We start from the raw sequence: 24,849 nt of genomic DNA, 5'->3' as shown, positions 1-24,849 counted from the left end.
GCGGGTACGGGGCGCAGGGATGGCGTTACAGACTCAGGCGATGAATGACCTGGTGGGCATCATCAGGATCGCTGTGGGTTGCAAAACCCATGGACTTGGCGAGGTCGCGCATGGCCGTGTTGCTGGCCGAATCCACCGAATACAGATGCTTGAAACCGTTTTGCCGGGCAGCCTTGATCAAATGTTCCATCAGCAACGTGGCCAGGCCCAGGTGCATCCACTCATCGGCGACCGTGACGGCGCATTCACAGTCCTGTTCGCCCGTGGCGGCGTAGCGGCTGATGCCGATCTCGATCAATTCGCCATTTTCGTGAACCAGTGCGATGAAGGCCGCGCGTTGTTTGTAATCGACGTCCATCAACTGATCGAGCAACGCGGTGCCCGGCTCACTGATCTGCGCGAGAAAACGCAGGTGTCGGGACTCGGGCGACAAGCGCTTGATAAACGCGTATTCGCGTTCGCGATCCTCGGCGGCCAGGGCGCGGATCAAAACGTGGCGGCCATCCCTGAGCGACTCGATCCAGTATTCACCTAGGTGCGCGGCATAGGCCGGCGCCGCGCGGTCATTGTGGTCTTTGACAGTGAGCATGAGATGAGCCTCCATCGGGGCTGAACGAGCAACGCGCAGGAGAGTGCGCTGAGTCTGTTCTACACCGATGTAAGTCCCGGAAGCTGATCTGGATCAGATTCCGACGCGCGGCCACTGTTTTAACGGGCAATGGCGCTCCTGGCTCCGCAACAGACTCAACTCTGCGGCGGTTCGCGAGTGCTGCGTTGCGATGCGGGGAGCGGTTGCCCGTCAGGGATCGACAAGGTCGCGCGCAGGCCGCCCTCAGCGCGGTTGACCAAAGTGATCCGTCCGCCCAACTGTGTGGCGATGGTGTTGACGATGGTCAGTCCCAGCCCCGCACCGTGGGCATTGCCGCGACTGTAGAAGCGTTCGAACAAGCGCGCCCGGTCCGTTTCATCAATGCCCGGCCCCTGATCTTCGACGCTCAAGTGATAAAACCCCTCGGACTGGCTGAGCAGCACGGTGATCACGCCGTGTTCGGGGGAGAAGTTCGCAGCATTGGTGATCAGGTTGTTCAGGGCAATGTCGATCGTGCCGGGGCTGGCCATGATGTTGAACGGCTGGGCGCTGTCTTCGAAGGCCAATTCCAGGTGTTTGCTCAGCAACCATGGCGTCAGTTGCACCAGGCTGTTGCGCACGGTTTCGCTGAGGTCGATGGGTTGCAACGGCGGGGGATTGGGTTTCGGCTCCAGGCGTGCCATGGTCAGCAACTGGTTGACCAGGCGACTGGTGCGGTCGACCCCGGCGATCAGAAACGCCAGCGATTCGCGGCGCTCCTGTTCGGTGCCGGCCTCCTGCAGGTTCTGCGCATGCACGCGCAGCACCGCCAGCGGCGTGCGCATTTCGTGAGCGGCATCGGCGATAAAGCGCCGTTCACGGCCAAGCACTTCCTGAATCTGCGCGAGCATGCGGTTCAGCGCCGCCTGCATCGGTTCCAGCTCACTGGGCAGCGGCGCCAGTTGCAACGGCTCCAGCGAACCGCTGTGGCGGGCGCGCAAGGTCTCGGCCATGTTCGCCAAGGGCTTGAGGCCCCAGCCGATGGCCAGCCAGACCATCGCCGCGAGCAGCAGGCTGCCGACCACATTCGGCCACAGGGTGTGGCGGACGATGCGGTCGACCAGATCGGCGCGCACATCGTCGCGCTCACCGACCCAGATGCGCAGGCCGTTCTGTTTGTCTTCAAGGAGAAAGGCGCGCCAGTGCCGATTGTTCAGATCCACCACATCGCTGAAACCGGGCTGAGTCGGCGGCGCCCTGAAGGACGGTGCGCTGGCGGTGTGCACCAGCACATCACCGGCAGGATTCCACACCTGAAAAGCGATTTTGCGTTCGTAAGGATGACCTTCGCCGCGCGGCACCGCTTCGCCCAGCGCCGAGTTGAACGCCTGGTAGAGTTCGGCGTGCTGTTTGCTGGCCAGTGGCATACGCATCACGCCTTGCAGCAGGCGCGCGTTCTGCGCCAATTGCGCGTCGTAGACTTCGGCGATTTCGTGGTTGCTGTCGTGCAGGTTGAAGGTGCTGAGCACCGCGAGACCGGCCAGCAACAGGCCGATGATCAGGGTCAGCGTGCGGCGGCGGATCGAGGTCATCGACGCTCCTCCACCAGATAACCGACACCGCGAATGGTGCGGATCAGGTCGGTGGAAAACTTCTTGCGCAGGTGATGGATGTGCACTTCGAGGGTGTTGCTTTCGGCCTCTTCGTTCCAGCCGTAAAGCAGCTGCATCAGTTGATCGCGGGTCATGACCCGGCCCGGTGGCGACAGCAGTTCGTGCAGCAACTGATATTCCTTGGGCGTCAGGGCCACGGGCTGGCCCTGATAGCTGACTTGCTGGGTGCCCGGGTTGAGGCTGATGCCGGCATGTTCGATCAACGCCTGGGCGCGCCCGGCACTGCGGCGCAACAAGGCGCGCAAGCGTGCCTTGAGTTCGTCCAGGTCGAACGGTTTGATCAGGTAGTCGTCGGCCCCGGCGTCGAGCCCGGCGATGCGATCTTCGGTAGCGTCGCGCGCGGTCAGAATCAGCACCGGCAGATTCGAACCGCTGTCGCGCAGGCGGCGCAGCACCTGCAGGCCGTCCATGCGCGGCAGACCGAGGTCGAGCACGGCGACATCGAAGGTTTCACTGAGCAGCGCATGCAACGCACTGCTGCCGTCCTTGAGCCAGTCGACGGTGTAACCCTCGCGGCCCAGCGCCTGATGAATGCCTTCACCCAGCGCGACGTCATCCTCAACCAGTAATAAACGCACGCGGACTCCTGTCAGTCGAGTTTCTTGTTCACGTCCACCAGCAGGGCGGCGATCTCTTTGCGGCGCCCGGCATCGGCACTTTCGCGGCCCGGGCGCGGCGCGGCTTGCTGAGCTTTGATCAGCGCAACTTTGGCTTCAGCGTAGCGCTTCTGACGGTAGAGGTGATCGCCCCAGAAGTACAGGCTGTCGATGCCGTTGGGGTTGAGTTGCAAGGCTTGCTTGAGCAGTTGCTCGGCCTTGTCGCTGTCGCCAAAACCGATGGGCCAGCCCGGCACGCGGTCATACAGTGCGGCGAGGCTGGTGTAGGCCGAGCCTTGCAGGGCTTTGGGGTCGAGGGTCAGGGATTTTTCCAGATCGGCCTTGGCGTCCTTGGCCTTGCCCAAGGCACCGAGGCCGCCCTCGGCACCGGCCCAACTGCTGGTGACGATGCCTTTCCAGATCCACGCTTCGGCCACCGCCGGGCGCTGGGTGGTGAACGTGTTGGCCTCGCTGGCCAATTGCTCGAACGCGGCGGCGCGCTGTTTTTCCGCCACTTCATATTGGATGTGCGCCCAGCTCTGCTGGATGCCCTCGAGACGTTGCTGGTCGGCCGGTTCCAGCGCCCAGACGCTTTGACTGAGGGCGGCGAGCAACAGGCATGCGGATAGTTTTTTCATGGTTTTGGCGACTCGTGGTCAGGTTTTTCACTGAGGCGGCGGATCAGCGGCAACTGCTTGCGCAGGCCTCGATCGACCAGATGCGGGAGCAGATTGTTCAGGCGAACGAAGAAGCGTTCCGGCCAGCCCAGATAGAGGTCGCGACGATCACCGGCAATCGCATGGATCACCGCCGAGGCCACGGTTTGCGGATCGTCGACGTTGGCCTTGAGTGCGTCGTTCAACGCTTGCGCGGCGGCGCTGTTCATCGAGGTGCGCGTGGCGCGGGGAGCGACGTACAGCACGCTGACGCGGGTGTCGGCGAGCTCCCGGCGCAGCGCCTCGGAAAACCCGCGCAAAGCGAATTTGCTCGCGCAGTAACTGGCGTAACCGGGGTAGCCGATCGAGCCGTAGGTCGAACCGACGTTGACCACCATCGCGCTGTCGGCCTGCTTGAGCAGCGGCAACAGCAGTTTGGTCAGGCACATCGGCGCGCTGATATTCACCGCCAGCATCGCGTTGATATCGCTGTCATCGAGCTGTTCGAGCATGGCGAAGTGATTGACCCCGGCGGCGTTGATCAGCAGGTTGATGCCGCCGATGGCTTCGGCGGCGACCAGCACTTTGCGCCGATCGCTGAGGAAGGTCAGGTCAGCCGCGACCCAGCACAACGACTCGGGGTAGCGCTTGAGCAACGGCAGCAGAGCCTCCTGATGCCGCGCCACGGCCAGCACGCGGGCGCCGGCAGCGCACAAGGTTTCGGCGATGGCCAGACCGATGCCGCCACTGGCACCGGTCAGCACCACCCGCGCGTCACGCAGCTGCATATTGGGCCTCCGTGTCACGCGGCAAGCCACGGAACATGTCGGTGTACAGGCGATAAACGACTTTCGAGGCATGGATCACGGCGGCTTGGTCTGCAGGATCTTCCAGCTGATTCATCAGGCGCCGATAGGTTTGCATGTGCTCGATATCGAGCGAACCGTGGGAACTCAGGTAACTGAACGCCGTTTCCGGCAACGCCAGACGCTCGCGAATGCTGCCCGCCGCGTGGGTAGCCAAAGCGATGCTGGTGCCTTCGAGCACGTTGACCATGCCGAACAGACCTACCGGATTGCCCCGGGCGATCAGGTCGTAAAGGAAGCTGACCATCAGTTCGATCGACAACGACGGCTGACCGTCGCGCACCGCATCACGGTCACCGCCACACGCGGCGATGTCGTTGAGCACCCAGTGCTCGTGGCCGTATTCGTCTTCGATGTACTCGGCCACCGCTTTGCGCAGCCATTCCAGACGCGTCGGCAGGCGCGCGCCGCAAGCCATCATCAGCGGTACGGTGTGGCGCACGTGGTAATACGCCTGCGCGAGAAACGCCCGATAGCTGTCGAGGCTGACCTTGCCTTGCAGAGCATCGACGATGATCGGCAGGTTGAACAGTGCGTGGCGTTCCTGTTGCGTGGCTTCTTGCAGGGTGTCAAAAAAACTCATGATGCGGACTCCTCGGAAACAGCGGATTCGGTCAATTGGGTGTGGTACTGCGCGACGATGGCATCGCGGCGCGGGCGGCCATTGGCGGTGAGCAAGCCATTGGCGGCGGTGAAGGGTTGCGGCAAGCGCGTCCACTGATGCACCTGGGCGTAATCGGGCAAAGCCTCGTTGGCTTCGGCGACGGCAGCGGCCAGTTCGGCATCGCTGCAGTCCGGGCGATGCGGCCAGAGCAGGGCGTGGTTATGCGGCAATGCTTCGCCATAAACGAACGCCTGGGCGATGTGGCGGCGCTGGGTCAGTTCGGACTCGACCCATTCCGGGTTGACGTTGCGCCCGAAACTGGTGACGAACTGGTGCTTCTTGCGGCCCTTGAGATAGAGAAAACCTTCCGGGTCGAACTCGCCCAGATCGCCGCTCGGCCACCATTCCTCGGCGTACGGCGCGTCGCCCAGATAACCGAGCAGCGTCGAACCCTTGATCAGCACTTCGCCGTCCTCGGCCAGCCGCACTTCGACATGCGGCAACGGTCGGCCGACGCTGCCGGGGCGGCGCGCACCGGGGCGATTGAGGCACACCACCGAGGCGCATTCGGACAAGCCGTAACCCTCGTAAACCGGCAGCCCGACTCGTTGCGCACGGTGCAGCAGATCCTCTGAGACCCGCGCACCACCGACAGCGGCAAAGCGCAGGGTTTGCGGGTCGAAGGCTTTCTGCTCGGCGGCGCTGACCAGCAACAGCAGCAACTGCGGCACCAGGATCAGACTCTGCGGCGCACGGCTGGCCAGATAACCGAGCAGACGCGGAATCTCGACGCCGCTAGCGCCCTGAATGCCGAGGGTTTTCTGGCCCGGCAAACTCAACATGGCGCCGGCATACAGCGCGGCGTAACAGCCGAGGTTCTCCAGCAGGATCGCCAGCGGCAACAGCGCCAGATGATGCTGCGGGCCGGTGGCTTCGCTGGCCTGATCCAGCTCCCGTGCGACCCGCAACAGGCTGTCGGCGCTCAGGCACACACCTTTCGGCGTGCCGGTGGTGCCGGAAGTGAAGGTGAGTTTCGCGGTGCCGACCGGCATACGATTCGGGCCACTGAACGAACGGCACCAGAACTCGCCACGTTGTTCATAGCCGACCGCGAGAAGTTCGGTGCCCAGTTCCGGCTCGGCGATCACCCGTTCGGCCTGGCTTTGTTGCAGACAATGAGCACGTTGTGCCGCACTGAAAAACGGCGGCAGCGTCACGCAGGTCAGGCCCTCGAACAGCACGGCCAGATCCCACAGCATCGCGTCGACGCCGTTGTCCAACGCCAGCGCAATCACCTGCGCCTGCTCATCGCGCAAACGCTCCTGGCGATACAACACTTCGGCGTACAGCGTGGCGTAATCGAGCTTCAGCGTGTCGCCCCACAGGGCCGTCGCGTTGTCATTGCGCCGGGCATGGTCGCGCAGGGTTTCCTGGAAGCGTTGCAGTTCAAGCGACATGGCAGGCTCCTTCAATCGAAGTCGGCAAACCCAGGCGAGTAAACAGGCCGATATCGCGCAAATGGACGAACCCGGCGCGGATGTTGCCGACGTGCACCCAAGGTTTGCTTTCGTAATAACTGCCCCAGTGTTGACGCTCGTCACCCAATCGTTCCGGGTCAGCGGCGCACAATGTCACTGGCTTCAAACCCAGGCGATGGAAGCTGTTGACCAGGCCGATGTTGCCGGTGAACGTCACCCACTCCAGGCCGCCCATGGCCAGCAGATAGGTGATGGCGATGATGCTCAGGCGCGCGCTGCCGGTATCGCTGGCGGCGAGATTGCCGACTTCGACGATGGCGCTGCGCTCGACCGCACGATCTGCCGCCGCGCTGATCAAAGGCTCGATCGGCTCATCCAGATAGCGCTCAAGGAACAGTGATTCCAGATGCGCGCGACGCACCCCGGCCACGGCGCACAACTCGCCATCGCCGTTATGCATGCCGAACAGCTCGGGCATGAAATGGCGGATATCGGCGCCATGGGCCTTGCGAAAGCGTTGCTGGATAAAGGCTTCGAAAGTCTCTCGCAGGGCATCGTCGGGCAGCGCGCCGGTCAGTGTCATCTGCGGTGTTTCGGCTTGACCGAAGCGCAGGGGCAGGGCGATGTTCCAGTCAAATTCGGGCATGGGCAGAACGCCTCCCTCAATAGGTTTGAGGCGAGTATCGGAGGCATTTCTTAACGAAGTCTGAAGGTGAAAAAAGGTTAACGTGAGGGTCTGTCTTCAGACTCTCTTAAGACTGGGCGGGCAGGGTAACGCCGTCGGTTCGCCCAACAACCGGAGCGAGGCGGTCGAACGAATCGGCCGTCACTCACGACAATCACGAGGCGCAGCTTATGACCCGCGACACCGCCGTAACCCGTTATGGAAAACTCTCAATCACCCTGCACTGGCTGATGCTGGCGCTGTTTGTCGGCGTCTACGCATGCGTCGAAATCAAGGGCTACATGCCCAAGGGCAGCGAAGCGCGCGGCTTGCTGATGGGCTTCCACGGCCTGTTCGGCGCGAGCATCTTCGCCCTCGTGTGGATCCGCCTGCTCGGCCGCCTCAGCCCACGCCCACCGATCACGCCCAAACCACCCGCGTGGCAGACCGGCATCGCGCATCTGACACACCTGGCGCTGTACGGCCTGATGATCGCCACCCCAATCCTCGCCTGGCTGATGCTCGCCGCCGCTGACAAACCGTTCCCGTACTTCGGCTTCCACGTCCCCGCGCCAGTGGCCATCGACCCGGACTTCGCCAAACAACTGAAGTACTGGCATGAACTGATTGGCAGCACCGGTTACTGGCTGATCGGGCTGCACGCGCTGGCGGGATTGTTTCACCATTATTGGGTGCGGGATAACACGCTGGTGCGGATGCTGCCGGGCCGCCGCACCGAATAACGCAGATATCACTGTAGGAGTGAGCCTGCTCGCGATAGCGGTAGTCCAGTCAATGTAAGTGTTGACTGAACAAACGCCATCGCGAGCAGGCTCACTCCTACAGGGTTTTTGTGGCGTCTGGCAGAGCCGGGCAGTTGCCGGAACCGCACTTCGCGTCCACTCTATGACCTGCCGACAAGGAGCGTCCGCCGACCCTCCGTCGTGACCACAGGGAGCTTGCAGCATGAGCGAAGACAACAAGGTAAAAGGCCCGGCGTCGTACTTCCCCTCCATCGAGAAAAAATACGGCCAGCCCATCGATCACTGGCTGAACCTGCTCGCCGGCATCACCGACAAGAAGCACATGGAACTGGTGGCGTGGCTCAAGGAGGAACACGGCATGGGACACGGTCATGCCAACGCCTTGGTCGCGCATCATCTGGCGGGTAAAAAGTGAGGGCAGGGCAGCGATGAATTTCACCCACCGGCCAGTGACGGCCGACGACGTCAACACCCTCTGCAGCTTTCCGCAGGGCGAACAAGAACTGTTCTTCATGTTCCCGAAAGCCAACTTCCCGCTGACGGAAGAGCAAATGCACAGCGCAATCAGCCAACGCTTCGACTCCACGGCTTTTCTGGCCAACGGTGAGTTCGTTGGCTTCGCCAATTTCTACCGCGCTGAGCACGATGGCATCTGCTGCATCGGCAACGTCATCGTTGCGCCTTACGCCCGAGGCCAGGGTGTTGCGCGGTACATCGTCGAGACCATGACCGCTGTGGGTTTCGAAAAATACCAGGCCAAGGAAGTGCAACTGTCCTGCTTCAACGAAAACACCGCAGGCCTGCTGCTCTACCCGAAACTTGGCTTCGTGCCGTTCTCCATCGAAGAGCGCCCGGCGCCAAATGGTGGACGTTCCGCCCTGATCAACATGACACGCCACCGACCATAGCCATCCCCCAATCCCTGTGAGAGCGAGCTTGCTCGCGAAGACGTCCGCCCGGCCAAAAGCGCACCAAACCTTGGCCCGAATCCTGTGGGAGCTAGCCTGCTAGCGATGGCGTCAATTCAGTCGACGCATCAAGTATTGAGGGGTGTGCAACCCGCGCCCCGTGAATGATTCATCAACATAGCGAATAAGAATGGACACTCTGAAAGACAGACCGCGAGCAAAAGACGTACAAGCCGCATGGCAGTCACTCGCCGACCAGATGCTCAATGCACAAGCGGTACACCGTATCGAACATCTGGTTTCCAAAAAACATGCTGTCACCGTACCGCCGAATGCCGGAGTTTATTCATTCTGGTGGGTGGGATGCCGTAAGCAGCTCATGATCGCTAATCGGCATATTATTTTGAAGGGGCCTGGAGGTTCTGATGTCGATGTGCTCTACCACGATTGGTGGCCGGCAGACGCACCGTACCCGTGTTTGTACGTAGGTAAGGCGACCAATTTAAAACGTCGACTGAGGGAGCACCTTTTACCTCGCACAGCTGGTCGCGCGCACCCACCGTTAACCCGAAACAATAAGGCAAAGCCTCGAACAACCTCCTGCCAATTACGATTTGGCATCGAGCATGTATTTCCTACGGAAGCTGCACCCCTTACATTGATAAATGACAATGTCGGGTTTTCCTGGTGCGATGACTTTCCGGATAACGCAGTGGCTGAACGTTTCTTTGCCGAAGATAGACTTGTAGGGCACCTTCGGCCGTGGTTCAACATCGATTCGGAGCGCTAGTGTGCGACGAGGGGCTGGATTGCTAATTCGTGTTCCAGCCCGGTTTTGCCACATTTCAAGAGTTTCGATCATGTCAGACATACCACCGCGCCTGATCTACAGACGCCCACAACAAGCAGACCTACCAACCGTGTTCGCTATTTTCGGCGACCCGCAAACCAACCAATTCAACCCCGCCGGCCCCATGACCGACATCGCCCAAGCCGAGGCCCTGCTTGATCGCTGGCTGCAACACTGGACAACCCACGGCTACGGATGGTGGGCAATCAGCAAACCTCAGGCCCCCGAAAAAGTCCTCGGATTCGCCGGCATCGCTGCCCATGACTATCTGGGAAAACCGGTCATCAACCTCGGATACCGCTTCGCCGTCGAGGCGTGGGGCCACGGCTACGCAACAGAAGCCGCCAAAACCGCGCTGACCCACGCATTTCACCACCTAGGCTTACCCGAAGTCTTCGGACTGGTCAGACCCGACCACGCCGCCTCAATCCGCGTTCTGGAAAAGATCGGCATGCACCGCTTCGGCGATCTCGACGACGTCCCGGGCAAAGCCCCCAGTGTGGTATTTCGCATTCAACAACCTGACGTCTAGACCGCATTCCCCTGTAGGAGTGAGCCTGCTCGCGAAGACGCCCGCCCATTCACCCCATCAACCACTGACCGAAATAAACAGTAAAAACCACCACTGTTTAAACGAAGCCTCAAGTAACCACCGAAACCCTACAACGCCTTGCGCCGTTACCTACGACTAAGCCAGAATCCGCCGGCTTGTGCGTCTAGGTCGCGGGTTCTATCGTCTGTCGGTCGCTGAAAAACAGTGATCGGGTTTGGTAGCCCGGTGTTAGATGTACAGCTCCACCATCGCCGAAACTTCTTCGTTTCGAATTTATGGTGGTCATGTGCAGGGCGTCCTAGGGCGCGCCGGATCCTAACACCCGGTCTACCAACCTGCGCATGGCCGCCACCCTTCGTTTGGTAGCGAAAGGGTGAAGCCTCCTCTAAATGTGTTAGGAGCTTCATCTATGTTCAAAGTAACGCCGAACCCACCAGAAACCGACCCGACATCCCCCTACGAATCCCCCGATTCCAAGCGATTCCACGAAGCCGCCGAACGCGCCCTCGACCACTACCTCAAACCCGCGAGCCAAATCATGGCCAGCACCCAACAACCCGAACGCATGTACCTCGCCAACCCGAAGTACGACAGCGAATCCCTGCTCGCCAACGCCAGCGAAACCCTCGGCTCCGCCAGCGAAATGCTCCTCAACTTCGCCGCCATGCTCGACACCCCCCACCGCAAAACCGCACTGGGCATCGCCCAAGTCGTAATGCTCGGCGAAATCGCCGTCAACCAAGCGCTGGATAACGTCGAAATCGCCAGCTAACCCCCACCCCGACGAGGGGAAACCCTCGTCGAACCCCGCGGTCACACCCTGGCTGGCACACGGCCACGGCTTGCGCCCCCCAGCCACGGCTGTCAACCTTCGGGCCGTTCTCAAGGATCAGAACCAGGAATCACGGATGAGTGGCTACGTACCCAACCCCCCGAAAAACTACCGCTACGAAGAAGCCAAACCCGTCGATATTCACGCCCAGCGTTGGGCGGAATATGAGAAACACGGGAAAGAACCTGCGCGCGAACCTGAGAAAATCGGGATCGCGTTGAGGATTGGGGTTTTCTTTGATGGCACTGGGAATAATGCGAACAACACGGCGGCTGGATTGCTGTGTGGGGCGCAGCATCCGATTGCGCCGGAAGATATTCCTGCTAGCTGTCAGCCTTATATGGGGGATCCTGACAGCAGTTATGGCGCTGGCGCGACCAATGTAAAGAAGCTTGCCGACCTGTATTACGAAGCTCCGATTGCTGAAGGAGAGGGACCGATAAAGCAGGTATCCCGCCCTTTGTACATTGAAGGCATTGGTACTCGATCCAATGAAGAAGACAGTTTGGTCGGTCAAGGCATGGGGCGTGGAGAGACAGGAGTCGCAGGGCGTGTTCAGACTTCGTTTACCTTCATCAAACAAGTCCTTGAGGATGCCCTTCAAGAGAATCCGAACAGTGAAATTACATCGATCACCTTTGATACTTTCGGATTCAGTCGAGGCGCAGCGGCAGCTCGCCATTTCTCAAATGAAATCGTAAGAGGCAAGCAGGGGCCGCTAAGGGATCTATTGGCCACTTACGCCAATAATTTCGCCCGTACCTTTGTCGACCAGTACGGTGGCAGCATCCGAATGGGCTTTATTGGGCTGTTCGATACAGTGCCGTCAATTGCGGGCTTCACCAATCTTGGCAGGGTGAAAAGCCCCATAGCACCGGGCGTAAAACTGTACCTTGATCCGCGTTTTTTCAAGGACGTCGTCCACTTGGTTGCGCGCGACGAATGTCGGGCCAACTTCGCCCTCAGTAACGTCAAACCCGACTATCCAGAATACGCATTTCCAGGTGTTCACTCGGATATCGGAGGCAGCTACCTTGATGAAGTCGAAGAGTGTGTTTTGGTCAGTCCTATGCAAACGCTCGATGTTTGGAGCAACACTGACGTGAAAACAACCTCGATCTATCAGGATGCCGCTCGGGTAAAAAGTCAGTGGGTAGCCAAAGGCTGGCCTGCTCATCTGTTGGAAATCGTAACGCCCACTGCGCTTGCGTTGCCGGCCGATCCGCAAGATCGTTTCGGGCCTAAGCAAAAACGCGTATACGCTGGGCTACAACTCAAACGCCCGGTTAGTGGCAAACTCTCAACGGTTTACTTGAGAGTGATGTATCAGTTGGCCAAAGAAAAAGGTGTCCCGTTCACCGACATTCCTGGACGAACCGAGTATGCCGTTCCCCAGGAACTGCAATCGCTTTGTGACAGGTTCATCGCTGGCGACTACAGCACCACCGCAGAAGAAGAGCAATTGCTGAAACTGAAATACATCCATACCTCTGCCAACTGGAATCACCCGCAAGGGAGACGTGACGGCAGCGGCTTGAGAGCCGTTTACATCAATGCACCCACTGAGGATGGCATTCGCGTGCAGCATCCTCACGTAGCTGATTGGAAGCTTTGGTAATGAGAATACTCGTAGCTTTATTGGGCATTTTGGTCTTCACCGGTTGCAACGCAACAAGCTCCAACTCAGGTGAAAACGATCCCAAATACCCCTGGTGGGAGCTGGCATTTATCAAACCCAACTTCATGAACGTGTGGGTTGAGGACAGCTCTGTGGAAGACATTGACGGTAAGACCTTTCTGCGAGCCGGGGGAGGGAACGCCAGCGGTGCAGAGCCGAATGACGACAAAGAATCGGCGCGCGGTTGGATAGGTGTTGGTGGTACAGGCAAACCGGTTATTGGGGCAGGGCTACCTAAGCGGATCTTTGTCCGCTGGCAATCGATTCCAGAGCAAAAAACTTACCGGGCGTGGGTAGATATCCCTGAAGAAGCCAGGCAAGTGATGGTGACGTCTACCCATCAGCGCTGCCCGGAAACTCCCGAGAAAACAGCACGCTTCATGGCCTCCGTCTATTTGGGACTCGCCCCGGGTGGTGTAGTGCAAGTGTGGGTAAGAGATTTATGCCGGCGCCCAGTGAAAGTCGCTCGTGCTCAAGCTGAGTTGGAGCCGCTGGGGCCCGAGTTGGGTAAGAATGGTGGTCAATATGCTTATCCCGTGAGTGAGAAGGCGAAGCGGTATATCGACAGGTACGGCATTCCCTATGGGAGTTGGTAATAGTCACCCAATGAAACAACTGATAACGATGCTTGTTGCTTTGCTAATTACCGGTTGCCAGTCAAGTATTCCACTATCAGCCAAAAACGACCCAAAATCTCCGTGGTGGGAGCTTGGTTTTACCGAGCCGCATTACATGAAGGTCTGGGTTGAAGACACTGCCGTGGAAGATATAAATGGAAAAACATTTCTGTGTACCGGCGGTGGATCCGCATCGGGTGGACAGCCAGAAGATGGAACAGAGTCGGCGCGAGGTTGGCACGGTGTGGGCAGTTCCGAGAAAGCAGTAGTGGGTGCTGATCTCCCGAAACGGATTTTCGTTCGCTGGCAGTCCATCGTAGAACCTCAGACCTATCGAGCCAGGGTGGATATACCCGAAGAGGCCAGACAGCTGATGCTGAAATCGGTGAATCAACGCTGCGCGAAAACTCCAGACCAGACAGCTACCTATATATCTTCGGTCTATCTGGGTTTAGCTCCCGGCGGGGCCATCCAGGTTTGGGTAAGAGACTCATGTCACCATCCGGTCGAAGTGGCGAAAGCGCAGGCCGAAATCGAACCATTGGGGCCGAGTCAGGGGAAGACCCAAGGGCGATACGCTTATCCCATCAGTGAAAAGTCCAAGCGGTATATTGAGAAATGGGGAATCCCCTACGGAAGTTGATAAATCGCGTGCTTATATTCTTGAAGCAGTCGGTAGTGTGGCTGCCTTTTTGATAATCCTAGTCTGACCGCGGTTGTTCGATATATACCTCGCTGCACGGGGGGGCAAGTGGTGTCTTACAGGCATGGGTCAGAGATTCATGTCATCGTTTGGTGCAAGTCGCTCATGCCCAACGAACTTAAACGACTAGCTCCGTAGCAGGGGAGGCATGGCGGGTGCCATGCCTATCCAGTGAGTGAAAAGGCTAAACGCTACATCGACATTACGGTATTACGCATGGTGATTGGCAGCCGTCTGTAGTTACCCTTTGACTAAAAATGGAAAGGAAAACGATGGCAGATAAAATTTAGAATAGTCGTGATCTGTCATCGTTTTTCTTTATTGCTGATCAATAAACGCCTCAAGTGCGAGGCTAAGTTCGTCATCCTCAAGAATGCACCAAGCCATAAATGCAGAGTAAGGCTGATCTCGGCGAATCAAGATTTTTAATCTTTCTAAGGCATCATTTTTTTCTACAGCTGTCGCGATGGGGTTGTAGTAGTTATTTATTTGGGTTAGAAGTAGATTGTATTGGTCAAATATTTTTCTTCTGAGGAAGGAGCCGGATACTTTCTTGTTTACAGTATGTTCGCTGTTGTAAATTTTTTCTAAAAGATCTTTTGTGCTGTGAGCGGATTCTGAGTTTAAAGTGGATATTATTTGTACGGTCTTCGCGTATGGCGTGTTCGGCGGCAAATGCTTTATTGCTCTTAATACATTTTGCTGAGGGTCGCAACAGTCAAGCAAGTTATTGTATCTGTCACCTTTGATGTTGTTGCATCTGCTGCAAGCAAAATAAAGATTGTCCCAAGAATATTTTTTATCTTCGTCATTCAAGTGTGCGCGGAAATGCTCTACATTTATATCTTGTGGTTCTTTTGTTTCGCATAAATAACATTTGTCGTGAAAGATTGTGGAGATAGCTTCGTAAACATCCTCGCCGTCGTACTTAGTGCGCCTTGCGAGTGACGGAGGTGCCTCAGTAGGGCGGGAGACATTAAACATCTGTTACGTCTCCCTTGGGTTTCTTGCTTTTATTAACGATTACTTCTGCTTTTTTCAGGAAAAAGGAAGATTCACTATCAAGGCTATGGGTGTGCGGAGATATCTCTGAAATCAGAACTTCCATCTCGCGTATATTTGGCTTGAGCATCTCAGAGAAGCTATTTAGTTTTTTTATTTTATTTTCTAAAATTTTGGATATTGGTCTAACATCGAAAAGTCCATCAAGTATCGCTTCGTATGAGTACATGGACAAATCACTCACTTGTTCGAGGCTCGTTAGGTCGTAGATAACCGCATCGTCGACGGAAGAGACCACGAATGGCGAGTGAGTTGTAATAATGAATTGTACCTTCGGGAAGGATTTAGTCAGAAAGCGGAATATTTTTTTCTGTAAAGATACGTGGAGGTGAGCATCTACTTCGTCAATAAAAACTATTCCAGTGACTTCGGTTGGAGCTATTGATCTAAGTTCGATTTTTGTTAAAAGGTCTGCGTAGACAGATAGAATTGATGAAAATCCAGAGGATAGTTGTTGGAATCGATAGGGCTCTCGATCTTTTTGTTGGATGTAAAATGAATATGATTTTGAATCGAAAATTAGGCGTAGCGATGGGTCTTCGAATAGCTCTTGAAGGTCAGAGTCGAGCTTTATAAACCAATTGCTTATTCGTTTTTCTTCCTCTGGGTTGTTGTCAATTCTTTTGGATTCGGCGTAAGCCAGTGTTGTCATGTTGCTTACTAGGTAGGATTCAAATAAGGCAGACGAAATATTTCCGCGATTTGTGAATTCTCGTTGTTGCAGTGAAGAAATACTTGAGGCGGAGTTTGGTGCTTCGATGTTGGATTTTCTCATTGCTTCGAAGAAAGCAAAGAGGGATTTGTTTTCGTGATAAGAGATTATTAGGGATTCTATTTCATTGCATTTTACTGGTGCGTGCTCCCAGTCTCTGTATTGGTCCTTTAGAGATTTTAGATAGGTTGCATGGGAGCTGTAGTTTTGATCTGCTTTTGAAAAGCTCATCATGCTTCGTTCCGTACTTTCTATCTGCGACTTGAGAGATGATGGGTCAGGGTTTTGTTTTTCAATTATACGTCGTTTTAAGTATTCGTATAAATGCTCGATAAGCCTAGTTTTGCCGCAGCCATTCGCACCGGTGAGTATTAAATTTTTACCGCCTAGATGGATTTCTATCTCCTTGTTGGAGTTTGGGATTTTTGTACTTATGCTGATAATGTGGCCTGCCATTTTGTCTCCTTTTATGTGATTTTGGGTTTTTGAAGTTGGTGGTTTTATTGTATTTTTTAAGGTTTTATTAGTTCGTAAAGCTGTTATTTTGTCAGGGTGGGGTTCTAGCTTAGCAGGTTAAGTTTGGTTGGTTGATGCCTCATGTGGCTATTATCTGAAATTCACGGCTAACCAGTTTTTCTCCATTAAAAATAAAGTGCACTCCATGTGCTCCAATATAATGCTTCCGCGTAGTGAAATCTTTTATCAGCTGACTGCGCCGCAGTTCCTCGCTTCCAAATCCCTCCAAAACAACCGTCTTCAATTTAAAAACCTTAGCCGAAACCCCGCCATTCGCCTTCACATAGTCAATCGCATAATCAATCACCAACCGCTGCTCATGCGCCACGGTCGACTTCACCACAAACGACAACGTAATCGCTTCCCCCAACCGCACCACCGCCGGCTCAACCCGCACATCTAACAACTCAACCTCAGCCTTCGCCCCTGCACCAATCACCGTCAGCGCCCTTAAATCCCCCTGCTTGATCAAACTCCGCAACGCATGCTTCGCAATCCACGCCGTGTGCTTGTTCTCCAACGACCAACCTTCAATCGTGTCCAGCACCCACTCCGGATGCACCTTCGTCACATCATTCAAATGATTCGCCACGGACTTGCGCACGTACAAACTCTCATCCGCCTTCAACCGATCCAGTATCCCGGCCGCCAACTGCGGATCCGCCTGCACCGCTTCCAACCGAAACGACCAAGGCAGGCGAGGGCGGCTGCCTTCGCTGGCGAGGCGTCGAACGTGGTGGTTTTCGTCTCGGGTCCAGTCGTGCATCCGTTCCAGCGAGCGCTCCAGGTCGCTGCGCAGAAAGTGGCGGATGGCGAATTCGGAGGAGCCGAAGGTGGTGAAGTACTTCAGGGCGTCCATGGAGGTGTCGAACGCGTGGCCGCCATAGCTGGCGACGTAATGCGGCAGGCACATGCTGACGAATCCGCTGTTCAGTCTTGGCGCGAGTTCGAAAAGCACTTCGAGGGAGTCTTGGTAATCCAGCGGCAACACGGCATGCAGGCTTTCGCTGATACGCGCCATGCGTTGCATCACTGATAATTCAGCGAGTCCGTCCTGGGCATGTTTGAGAAACGCCTTGGCCTTGAACGCCGGGTACACGGCGCTCATTTCGTTGGCGATGTGTTGCAAGCGTTCGGCGTTAAAGATTTCCTTTAACGCCGGGGCGGCGGTGTCGGTGGTGCTCATGGTCAGGTCATCGGGGTGCTGACGAACGCTTCGAGGGTTTCGGCGTAGGCGGTGTATTGGGCGATGTGGGGGTAGCGGCGGGTGTCGATCTGGTCGGGGACGACGAGGCCGGTGAAGCTCCAGGCGACGGCGAGGCTGATGCCGGCCTGGGTGAGGGTGCCGTCGGTGGGCAGGCCGGTTTTTTCCAGTTCTTGCTCGAGGGCGGTGAACGCGGCGGCGAGTTGGCCTTCGACGCGTTCGACCCACGGCTGGTATTGAATGTCGGCCGGGCGCAGGTTGCGTTCGTAATAAAGCTGCACGGCTTTTTCGCAGGCGGCGAGGCTGAGGCCGATCAGGCGCAGGGCTTGGGCGCGTTGTTTCAGGTCGGTTGGCAGCAGGCTTTTGCCGGAACTGGCTTCGAGGTAGTCGAGGATGAGGGTCGAGTCCATCAAGACCACGCCGTCGTCGAGGATCAGCGTGGGGGCTTTGACCACCGGGTTGATCTGCTGGAATTGCTCGAAGTGGCGGAACACCGAGACCGACTCGTGTTCGAGGTCGATGCCAAGGCGTTTGGCGGAGATCGCCACGCGGCGTACGTAAGGGGAGTCCAGCATGCCGATCAGTTTCATGACGCGTTCCTTCAAGTCAAACCGGTGGGAAGGCATAACCTAGCCGACGTTGAGGCAATTGTCAGTCGTCGAAGCCGGGTTGTTCGTGAATCTCATCAACATTCAGTTCCAGCCGATAGGCCACCGCTACAAACAACGCTTGGCACAAACACAGCGTCGCACTCAGCGAACGAAAGGCGAGGGCGCTGCCTTCGTTGACCAGCAATACGCTGTGGGCGAGTTTCGCCAGTGGCGAGAGGTGGCTGTCGGTGAGGATCAGGGTGTTGGCCTGCTGCTGGCGGGCGAAGCGCAGGCAGTGTTGGGTTTCCTTGGCGTAGGGCACGAAGCTGATGGCGATGACCAGATCGTTCGCACGCACGCTGCGCATTTGTTCTCGATAGCTGCCGCCGAGCCCGGACACCAGATGAATTTTTTTCTGAGTGTGTTGCAAGTTGTAAACGAGGTAGTCGGCGACGGCGAAGGAGCGGCGCACGCCGACGACATAGATGTTGTCGGCGTTGACGATCAGGTCGACGGCTTTTTCGAACGCGGCGTCGTCGAGTTCACGGCCCAGGCGTTCGATGCCGGAGCGCGTGGCGTCGATGCATTCGCGGGCGAGGTCGCCGGCGCTGGCTTGCTGCGACTGGTTGGCGATCATGCTGCGGATGCGTTGCTGGTAGTTTTGCACCGGCGAGGCTTTGTGCGTGTAGGCGCTGCGGAACAGCGCCTGCATTTCGCTGAAGCCGCTGAAACCGAAGCGTTGCGAGAAGCGCACGATGGCGGACGGGTGGACTTCGCACTCACGGGCGATGTCGCTGATGCGGTCGACCATGATCCGGTCGCTCTGTTGGCTGATGTAGCTGGCGATGCGTTTGAGCTGGCGCGGCAGGGCGTCGTATTCGTCGGTGATCAGTTGCAGCAGGCGCTCGGCATTGATCGGGGGGCTGGCGAGTGAAACCTCGTCGGTGGCCGGCAGATCGGGGCGGGGCATAGGTCATCCTTCAGGCTGGTTGATCACACGGTGGGCCTGATAGTAGGGGGGCTTTTGCAGGTCTGCTTTGCTGAAACGATGCAGTGCGTGGTAAAAAATTGCGTCTGGGCGCTGCGTGGTTAGCCGTTTGTCTTCTATATACAGCCGCTCGACTGAATTTCTTGCTATAAACGCACTCCGATGGCCGTGTGAACCCTGTGTCAGAGCAGTTTCCGAACGTTGTCGGACAAATTCCCTGTATTTACAGTTGCTGAGGCCTCATTCGGGCCTTAGACTGCCGCCCCTCGTAAATTGAGTGCCGGGTGGCATTTGCAATAAACGATGCCTTTTCGCCGACCGCACGCGGTTCGCCGAAACGCTCCCTAATTCGCCTTAATGCACGTTTTTTTATAGAGATATCAATGACAAAGGACAAGTTGCTGGCCATGCCGGCAGATGACTACATGAATGCAGAGCAGCACGCTTTCTTCACTGAGCTGCTGCAGAACATGAAAGTCGAAACCCACGAGCGCATTGAGCAAAACCGTATCGCCATCGAAAGCCTGGACACCCCGGCTGACCCGGCGGACGCGGCTTCGGTTGAAGAAGAGCGCACTTGGCTGGTGAACGCGATCGATCGCGACCAGCGCATGCTGCCGCAACTGGAGCAGGCCCTTGAGCGCATCAAGGAAGACAGCTTTGGCTGGTGCGATGACAGCGGCGAGGCCATTGGCCTGAAGCGCCTGCTGATCAGCCCGACCACCAAGTACTGCATCGAAGCTCAAGAGCGTCACGAGCAGATCGACAAGCACCAGCGTCAGGCCTGATTCTGTGGGGTGACCCTTTCAACAGGGCACCTTGAAAAGATCGCAGCCTTCGGCAGCTCCTACACGGGCGTTGCTGAAGGCTGCGATCTTTGTTTTTGCTCGTCTGCAATAAGCCCGCGCCGTTCCATTGACCTGCCACAGACCCCACGACTAACGGACCATGGATAATGGCGTTGTAGTGGCGTTTAATGCAGTCACAACAATGAGAACAAGCGTGGGGTGTTGATATGACGAGAGATGGATCTCTGGTTGGGGCTCTGCCTGCACCAGTGCTTTTGCCGAAAAACCGCTGGATCGCACCGACCCTGCAAAGCATCGCCCTGATGTTGTTGCTGGCCGGCATGACGCTGGGTGAATGGTCGCTGTACATTGGCATGCCGCTGGCGGTGCTGATTGTCTGGCTGCCGCGCCTGCGCTCCCGCGCTATCCCTGATGTCCAGCCTGCCGACTCTGGCAGCGCCATGTCCGAACTGACCCGCGACCTTTCCTACACCACCAGCCATAACGCGTTGTCGGCGGCCGGCGTGGCGTTTTCGGTCAAGGAACTGGCGAGCAAACTCGAATCGCAGCTTGATGCGGCGGCGCGGATCGTCAGCAATGCCGAGGTGATGATCGCGACCGAACATGCGACTTCGCAGCTCAGCCGTGCCGCGCTTGAAGCAGCGAGTCAGGCCCATCACAGTAGCGCGGCGGGGCGCACGGAACTGTTGGATTCGATCGCGCGCATGCATCAGCTCAGTCAGCGCGCGAATGCCAGCCGTGAATTGATCGAAGCCTTGAGCCTGCGCAGCGACGACATTCAGCGCGTGACGTTGGTGATTCAGTCGATTGCCAGCCAGACCAATCTGCTCGCACTGAACGCGGCGATCGAGGCGGCGCGGGCCGGTGAGCATGGTCGCGGTTTTGCCGTGGTGGCGGATGAGGTTCGTGGATTGGCGGCGCGCACGGCCTCGGCGACCGGTGAAGTGGGTGAGATGGTCGCCGACATTCAACAACGCACGGCGCAGGTGGTGGAGCAGATTCGCCAGCTGTCGAGTGATCTGCAGACCGGTGTCGAGCAGGTCGAGCACACCGGCCAGCATCTGGAGAACATCGCGCGACTGGCTGCCGGGGTGGAAACTCAGGTCGGTGAAATCGCCCAAGGTGCAGAAACCAATCGCGAACAACTCGACAGCCTGTTCAAGGCGATCGAGCAGATGCGTAGCGATCTGGCGATCAGCGATCAACAGACTCGCCGCCTCGCTGAAGCCGCAGTGCAAATGGAAGGGCAGGCGGAAACCATCAGCGAGCGCCTGGCTGAAGTCGGACTGGATGACTATCACCAGCGCATCTACGATCTGGCCCGCGAAGGTGCGAGTCAGATTGCTGCGCGGTTCGAGGCGGATATCGAGCAGGGGCGAATCAGTCTTGAAGACCTGTTCGATCGCCAGTATCAGCCGATCCCGAATACGCAGCCGGCGAAATTTCAAACCCGTTTCGACCGTTACACCGATCAGGTGCTGCCGGCGATTCAGGAGCCATTATTGCCGCGTCACGAGGGGTTGGTGTTCGCCATTGCCTGTACGCAGCAGGGTTATGTGCCGACCCATAATCAGGCGTTTAGTCAGCCATTGACCGGCGACGTGCAGGTCGATGCGGTCAACAATCGCACAAAGCGCAAATTTGCTGATCGCACCGGTATTCGCTGCGGCAGCCATCAGCAACCGGTGTTGTTGCAGACCTACACCCGCGACACCGGTGAGCTGATGCATGACCTGTCGGTGCCGATCATGATCAAGGGCCGGCACTGGGGTGGTTTGCGTCTGGGCTATAAGCCGGAAAGTCCGCGCTGAGGGATTGTTACGCCCGATGCAATGAATCTGTGCAGGGAGCTTGCTGTTTCCGTTCTAAGGAAACCATTAATCTGACCACTTAGTTAGGTTGCTAATGATCTCGGGAGGGCTGCATGCAGTGCAGAGTTGATGTTGCCGTGATGATCGGCAGTGGCGTGCCGGCCGGTTTGCGCGCAATGGGTCGCAGCGTTTGCTGGGTGGTGCTGCTCAATGGCGAACGTCGCGGCACCGCTTTTGCCAGTCGCGACGAAGCGGAAGAGTGCAAGGCTGCGTGGCTAGCGCAGATGCACGCCGAGCCGACCGACAGCCTTCACTGCCCCGTGATTACTTGCCGCGATGCAAGCGTACATTCAGCTCATCGACCATGACCGCTTCTTCACCGTCGGCCCTTAGCCATTCCTTGAGTAACTGTGCTTGTTGCGGCGACCAAAAGTCGGCGTCGATAAGTTTGGTATTGGCGTCCAGTGGATGCGCCTCGATGAAATCGTCGATTGCGTTACCTTCTGAAGGCAGTCCCAGTTGATCGAACAGGGTTTTCAGATCGTATGCTGGCAGTTCCATCGTGTACTCCTTTGGTGGGCGCCGGTATGGCGCGTTCGATCGCTCTCTTTATCTGAGGTAGCCGTTCGCCAGGAGTTCGATCTTTGACTCAAGTGAGCGGGCAAGGGCGCAGGCTTCGTTGTGATCTTCGCGGAAACCTCTTACGCGTCCGGTCGATGTTTCCTTTATGTGAAAGAACGCGTTGCCGGCGGGCACGACCTGAAATCGGGGACAATGGTCGTTGATGTCAGTGGCACTCAGTATCAGTGGTGATTTGATCCGGTCGTCAGCAGTCATGGCAAAGTGAGTCAGAGTGCACATATGAAGTCCTTTTCATCAGTCGGCCGGGATTTAAAGGCCGTTGCGGGTAGTCGTAATGAGCATCGCTGCTCTAGAATCGCCAGTACCTGTTGACGACAGGGCTTATCTAAAGCAATTTTTCGCCAGCGATATGTCGGAAAAGTGCTTTTTTTCGTGAGAATTTTCCCTAAAGTTCGTAGTCAGAATGCTCTTGCCGACGCTGAGGATTTTTCCTTCAAGTTTTGGCGACATCGGGATGAGTTTCGCGAGTGACAATCCAGTAGTCTTAGCAACCTCGCGTTGAATGAGCACTCTGCTCGATTCGGGCTTTATTGATTTGTTTGCAGTGACATCGGCCTGGCCGTTTTTTTTGCCGTGCGCGTTTTCCGTGTGCGGTTTTTTCAGATGTGGGGATGTTTCTTTGGCAGTCAGTAATCTCGATATGCATGCTTTGTTCGTGTTGGGTGATTTGCGTGCAAAGCTGGTCAAGCTGTTCCAGTCGCGTTTTGTTTACATCACCGAACAGAACGCCGAAGGCATTTACGTGGCCGAGATCGACACCGAAAGCGCCTTGGTGGTCGATGACAAACCGGGGCTCAAGCTCAAGGTCGGCGATCATTTCAGTGCATCGGTCTTGCCCAGCCGCGAAGGCGGCAAGATGGATATCCGTTTTCGCGAAATCAAACTCACGGTGTATGGACTGGGCGATTACGCCTTTGTCGACACTGTCGAAGGGCACGCGATCCTGTTCAAGGAAGGCCACAGCGTGGTGACCGTGTTTGCGGCCAATCAGCAGTTGCAGGAAGGCCTGACCAAGACCCTGAAAGCTGTTACCGCCAAAGCCGCCAAGTGGCGCAAGGGTGAACTGGTGACGTTCAAGGCCAGCGAGTGAGCCGCGCGGATTTTCATGCGCAGAACCTCGACACTGCACGCGAGGAAGCTCGGCGTTTATTCGCTGCCAAGGCCGAACTGCAAGGCGCCTGGCTGAATTGGCTGGCTGCGCAGATCTACACTTTGCGTCCCGCGGAATACGCCAGCATGGTCAGACGCGAGCTGCAAAGCCTGCAGGAAAAGTCTGATTCATAACCTCGTCCGGAGCGCGGCCCGGAAAAAGCAGGAACCTCGGCTACAGTCAGTTGACTGAGTATTCAGAGGCTTGCGGTCTTCTGTCAGGCCAACCTGCCATTGCTGTGAACAGCACGAGGTGCAATGCATGAACGGATTTCGACGGTTATTGGCCGCCAGTGTGGCCACGTTTGGTTTGCTGGCTTCAGCGCCATCGGTGATGGCCGCCCAGGCGCCGATCCATTTTGCCGACCTGAACTGGGAAAGCGGCAGCCTGATCACGGATGTGCTGCGGATCATCGTTGAGAAGGGTTACGGCTTACCGACCGACACCTTGCCTGGCACCACCATCACGCTGGAAACCGCACTGGCCAACAATGACATTCAGGTCATTGGCGAAGAGTGGGCCGGGCGCAGTCCGGTATGGGTCAAGGCCGAGGCCGAAGGAAAGGTCGTCAGCCTGGGCGATACGGTCAAGGGCGCTACCGAGGGCTGGTGGGTGCCGGAGTATGTGATCAAGGGCGACCCGGCCAAAGGCATCAAGCCGCTGGCGCCGGACCTGCGCAGCGTCAGTGATCTGAAAAAATACAAGGACGTGTTCAAGGATGCAGAAAATCCGAGCAAAGGGCGGTTTCTCAACAGCCCGATTGGCTGGACCTCGGAAGTGGTCAACAAGCAGAAGTTGACGGCTTATGGTCTGCAGGACGATTACACCAATTTCCGCAGTGGCTCGGGGGCGGCACTGGATGCCGAGATCAGCTCATCGATTCGTCGCGGTAAGCCGGTGCTGTTTTACTACTGGTCGCCGACGCCGCTGCTGGGCAAGTTCAAACTGGTGCAGTTGGAAGAGCCACCGTTTGATGCCGAGGCTTGGAAGACCCTGACTGACGCCGATAATCCCAATCCGAAACCGACCCGTTCGCTGGCTTCGAAGCTGTCGATTGGCGTGTCTACGCCGTTTCAAAAGCAGTATCCGCAGATTGCCGAATTCTTCAGCAAGGTGGATTTTCCCATCGAACCGTTGAACAAGGCGTTGGCCGAGATGAGCGAGAAGCACACGGCGCCTCGTGAGGCGGCGGTGGCGTTCATGAAGGCGCACCCGGACGTGTGGCAGGCCTGGTTGCCGAAGGATGTGGCGGAGAAGGTTTCGGCTGATCTGAAATAAGTGTTGATGCGGCTGACCTCATCGCGAGCAGGCTCACTCCTACAGAGGAACGCATTCCAAATGTAGGAGTGAGCCTG

The 24,849-nt window shown here is 57.1% G+C and carries 30 protein-coding genes; 15 read left to right on the top strand and 15 right to left on the bottom strand.

All coding sequences use genetic code 11. The annotated features are described in order from the left end of the window. Positions 1-25 precede the first annotated feature (25 nt). From ACOYXJ_RS27070 to ACOYXJ_RS27035, 8 genes are all read right to left on the bottom strand, one after another. Positions 26-589, bottom strand: coding sequence for a GNAT family N-acetyltransferase (locus tag ACOYXJ_RS27070; RefSeq protein WP_460372585.1), 564 nt, complete (start codon positions 587-589; stop codon positions 26-28). A 155-nt stretch (positions 590-744) separates the two neighbouring features. Continuing rightward, positions 745-2,160 (bottom strand): ATP-binding protein, encoded by a 1,416-nt coding sequence (locus tag ACOYXJ_RS27065; protein WP_460372583.1) that lies wholly within the window; start codon positions 2,158-2,160, stop codon positions 745-747. Then, a complete protein-coding gene (locus ACOYXJ_RS27060; protein ID WP_007910671.1) occupies positions 2,157-2,819 on the bottom strand; it encodes a response regulator in 663 nt (220 codons plus the stop codon). The genes ACOYXJ_RS27065 and ACOYXJ_RS27060 overlap by 4 nt, the downstream gene beginning before the upstream one ends. An 11-nt stretch (positions 2,820-2,830) precedes the next feature. Beyond that, positions 2,831-3,475, bottom strand: coding sequence for a tetratricopeptide repeat protein (locus ACOYXJ_RS27055; protein ID WP_460372581.1), 645 nt, complete (start codon positions 3,473-3,475; stop codon positions 2,831-2,833). Next, positions 3,472-4,281: an SDR family oxidoreductase gene (locus tag ACOYXJ_RS27050; protein ID WP_460372579.1), complete on the bottom strand. Its 810-nt coding sequence runs from the start codon at positions 4,279-4,281 to the stop codon at positions 3,472-3,474. The genes ACOYXJ_RS27055 and ACOYXJ_RS27050 overlap by 4 nt, the downstream gene beginning before the upstream one ends. Continuing rightward, complete coding sequence (locus ACOYXJ_RS27045) at positions 4,268-4,942, bottom strand: TenA family transcriptional regulator (RefSeq protein ID WP_460372577.1); 675 nt, start codon at positions 4,940-4,942, stop codon at positions 4,268-4,270. The genes ACOYXJ_RS27050 and ACOYXJ_RS27045 overlap by 14 nt, the downstream gene beginning before the upstream one ends. Further along, the gene (locus tag ACOYXJ_RS27040) at positions 4,939-6,420 is read right to left on the bottom strand and encodes an AMP-binding protein (RefSeq protein WP_460372575.1); all 1,482 of its coding nucleotides are present in this window, start codon (positions 6,418-6,420) and stop codon (positions 4,939-4,941) included. The genes ACOYXJ_RS27045 and ACOYXJ_RS27040 overlap by 4 nt, the downstream gene beginning before the upstream one ends. Next, complete coding sequence (locus tag ACOYXJ_RS27035) at positions 6,410-7,087, bottom strand: thermostable hemolysin (protein WP_007910695.1); 678 nt, start codon at positions 7,085-7,087, stop codon at positions 6,410-6,412. The genes ACOYXJ_RS27040 and ACOYXJ_RS27035 overlap by 11 nt, the downstream gene beginning before the upstream one ends. A 209-nt stretch (positions 7,088-7,296) precedes the next feature. Here ACOYXJ_RS27035 and ACOYXJ_RS27030 point away from each other — a divergent pair, with 209 nt between their 5' ends. From ACOYXJ_RS27030 to ACOYXJ_RS26990, 9 genes are all read left to right on the top strand, one after another. After that, entirely contained in the window at positions 7,297-7,848 is a 552-nt protein-coding gene (locus tag ACOYXJ_RS27030) for a cytochrome b (RefSeq protein ID WP_460372573.1), read from the top strand. A 223-nt stretch (positions 7,849-8,071) separates the two neighbouring features. Further along, complete coding sequence (locus ACOYXJ_RS27025) at positions 8,072-8,284, top strand: DUF4287 domain-containing protein (protein WP_016982975.1); 213 nt, start codon at positions 8,072-8,074, stop codon at positions 8,282-8,284. A gap of 13 nt (positions 8,285-8,297) precedes the next feature. After that, a complete protein-coding gene (locus ACOYXJ_RS27020; RefSeq protein WP_128615609.1) occupies positions 8,298-8,777 on the top strand; it encodes a GNAT family N-acetyltransferase in 480 nt (159 codons plus the stop codon). Between the two features lie 190 nt (positions 8,778-8,967). Next, on the top strand, positions 8,968-9,567 hold the full coding sequence (locus ACOYXJ_RS27015) for a GIY-YIG nuclease family protein (RefSeq protein WP_460372571.1): 600 nt from the start codon (positions 8,968-8,970) through the stop codon (positions 9,565-9,567). 70 nt (positions 9,568-9,637) lie between these two features. After that, the gene (locus ACOYXJ_RS27010) at positions 9,638-10,159 is read left to right on the top strand and encodes a GNAT family N-acetyltransferase (RefSeq protein WP_460372569.1); all 522 of its coding nucleotides are present in this window, start codon (positions 9,638-9,640) and stop codon (positions 10,157-10,159) included. Between the two features lie 430 nt (positions 10,160-10,589). After that, a complete protein-coding gene (locus tag ACOYXJ_RS27005) occupies positions 10,590-10,952 on the top strand; it encodes a DUF6124 family protein (protein WP_150751846.1) in 363 nt (120 codons plus the stop codon). 136 nt (positions 10,953-11,088) lie between these two features. Next, positions 11,089-12,630, top strand: coding sequence for a phospholipase effector Tle1 domain-containing protein (locus ACOYXJ_RS27000; protein ID WP_460372567.1), 1,542 nt, complete (start codon positions 11,089-11,091; stop codon positions 12,628-12,630). Beyond that, positions 12,630-13,286, top strand: coding sequence for a DUF2931 family protein (locus ACOYXJ_RS26995; protein WP_460372565.1), 657 nt, complete (start codon positions 12,630-12,632; stop codon positions 13,284-13,286). The genes ACOYXJ_RS27000 and ACOYXJ_RS26995 overlap by 1 nt, the downstream gene beginning before the upstream one ends. Before the next feature lie 10 nt (positions 13,287-13,296). Then, complete coding sequence (locus ACOYXJ_RS26990; protein WP_460372563.1) at positions 13,297-13,950, top strand: DUF2931 family protein; 654 nt, start codon at positions 13,297-13,299, stop codon at positions 13,948-13,950. A gap of 378 nt (positions 13,951-14,328) precedes the next feature. Here the strand turns inward: ACOYXJ_RS26990 and ACOYXJ_RS26985 are convergent, their stop codons facing one another. From ACOYXJ_RS26985 to ACOYXJ_RS26965, 5 genes are all read right to left on the bottom strand, one after another. After that, complete coding sequence (locus ACOYXJ_RS26985; RefSeq protein WP_460372561.1) at positions 14,329-14,994, bottom strand: HNH endonuclease; 666 nt, start codon at positions 14,992-14,994, stop codon at positions 14,329-14,331. Beyond that, the gene (locus ACOYXJ_RS26980; RefSeq protein WP_460372559.1) at positions 14,987-16,240 is read right to left on the bottom strand and encodes an AAA family ATPase; all 1,254 of its coding nucleotides are present in this window, start codon (positions 16,238-16,240) and stop codon (positions 14,987-14,989) included. The genes ACOYXJ_RS26985 and ACOYXJ_RS26980 overlap by 8 nt, the downstream gene beginning before the upstream one ends. Positions 16,241-16,379: 139 nt before the next feature. Further along, positions 16,380-17,486, bottom strand: coding sequence for a DNA alkylation repair protein (locus ACOYXJ_RS26975; protein WP_460372557.1), 1,107 nt, complete (start codon positions 17,484-17,486; stop codon positions 16,380-16,382). 2 nt (positions 17,487-17,488) lie between these two features. Next, complete coding sequence (locus tag ACOYXJ_RS26970; RefSeq protein ID WP_371043035.1) at positions 17,489-18,094, bottom strand: glutathione S-transferase; 606 nt, start codon at positions 18,092-18,094, stop codon at positions 17,489-17,491. 61 nt (positions 18,095-18,155) lie between these two features. Further along, positions 18,156-19,064: a MurR/RpiR family transcriptional regulator gene (locus ACOYXJ_RS26965; RefSeq protein WP_460372555.1), complete on the bottom strand. Its 909-nt coding sequence runs from the start codon at positions 19,062-19,064 to the stop codon at positions 18,156-18,158. Between the two features lie 401 nt (positions 19,065-19,465). Between ACOYXJ_RS26965 and ACOYXJ_RS26960 the strand changes: the two genes are divergently transcribed. The 3 genes from ACOYXJ_RS26960 (at position 19,466) to ACOYXJ_RS26950 (ending at position 22,070) form a co-directional block, all read left to right on the top strand. Continuing rightward, on the top strand, positions 19,466-19,870 hold the full coding sequence (locus ACOYXJ_RS26960; RefSeq protein WP_003225981.1) for a TraR/DksA family transcriptional regulator: 405 nt from the start codon (positions 19,466-19,468) through the stop codon (positions 19,868-19,870). 227 nt (positions 19,871-20,097) lie between these two features. Continuing rightward, a complete protein-coding gene (locus tag ACOYXJ_RS26955; protein WP_460372553.1) occupies positions 20,098-21,702 on the top strand; it encodes a methyl-accepting chemotaxis protein in 1,605 nt (534 codons plus the stop codon). Between the two features lie 113 nt (positions 21,703-21,815). Then, positions 21,816-22,070, top strand: a complete 255-nt coding sequence (locus tag ACOYXJ_RS26950; protein WP_150708438.1) for a hypothetical protein — start codon at positions 21,816-21,818, stop codon at positions 22,068-22,070. Here the strand turns inward: ACOYXJ_RS26950 and ACOYXJ_RS26945 are convergent. Then, positions 22,027-22,263: a DUF2789 family protein gene (locus tag ACOYXJ_RS26945; RefSeq protein WP_007910733.1), complete on the bottom strand. Its 237-nt coding sequence runs from the start codon at positions 22,261-22,263 to the stop codon at positions 22,027-22,029. The genes ACOYXJ_RS26950 and ACOYXJ_RS26945 overlap by 44 nt on opposite strands. A 48-nt stretch (positions 22,264-22,311) precedes the next feature. Beyond that, positions 22,312-22,563 carry a hypothetical protein gene (locus ACOYXJ_RS26940; protein WP_460372551.1) on the bottom strand — a complete coding sequence of 84 codons (252 nt, stop codon included), beginning with the start codon at positions 22,561-22,563 and terminating at the stop codon, positions 22,312-22,314. A 400-nt stretch (positions 22,564-22,963) separates the two neighbouring features. Here ACOYXJ_RS26940 and ACOYXJ_RS26935 point away from each other — a divergent pair, with 400 nt between their 5' ends. The 3 genes from ACOYXJ_RS26935 (at position 22,964) to ACOYXJ_RS26925 (ending at position 24,772) form a co-directional block, all read left to right on the top strand. Further along, positions 22,964-23,434: a hypothetical protein gene (locus tag ACOYXJ_RS26935; RefSeq protein WP_150794654.1), complete on the top strand. Its 471-nt coding sequence runs from the start codon at positions 22,964-22,966 to the stop codon at positions 23,432-23,434. Next, positions 23,431-23,628, top strand: coding sequence for a hypothetical protein (locus ACOYXJ_RS26930; RefSeq protein WP_038366428.1), 198 nt, complete (start codon positions 23,431-23,433; stop codon positions 23,626-23,628). Before ACOYXJ_RS26935 ends, ACOYXJ_RS26930 begins: the two co-directional genes overlap by 4 nt. Positions 23,629-23,755: 127 nt before the next feature. Beyond that, positions 23,756-24,772, top strand: a complete 1,017-nt coding sequence (locus ACOYXJ_RS26925) for an ABC transporter substrate-binding protein (RefSeq protein WP_460372549.1) — start codon at positions 23,756-23,758, stop codon at positions 24,770-24,772. Positions 24,773-24,849: the final 77 nt, after the last annotated feature.

It is taken from the genome of Pseudomonas sp. Tul2A7 (genome assembly GCF_054790505.1).
Note: the sequence above shows the minus strand (reverse complement) of the source record. Positions and strands in the feature narration are given on the sequence as shown.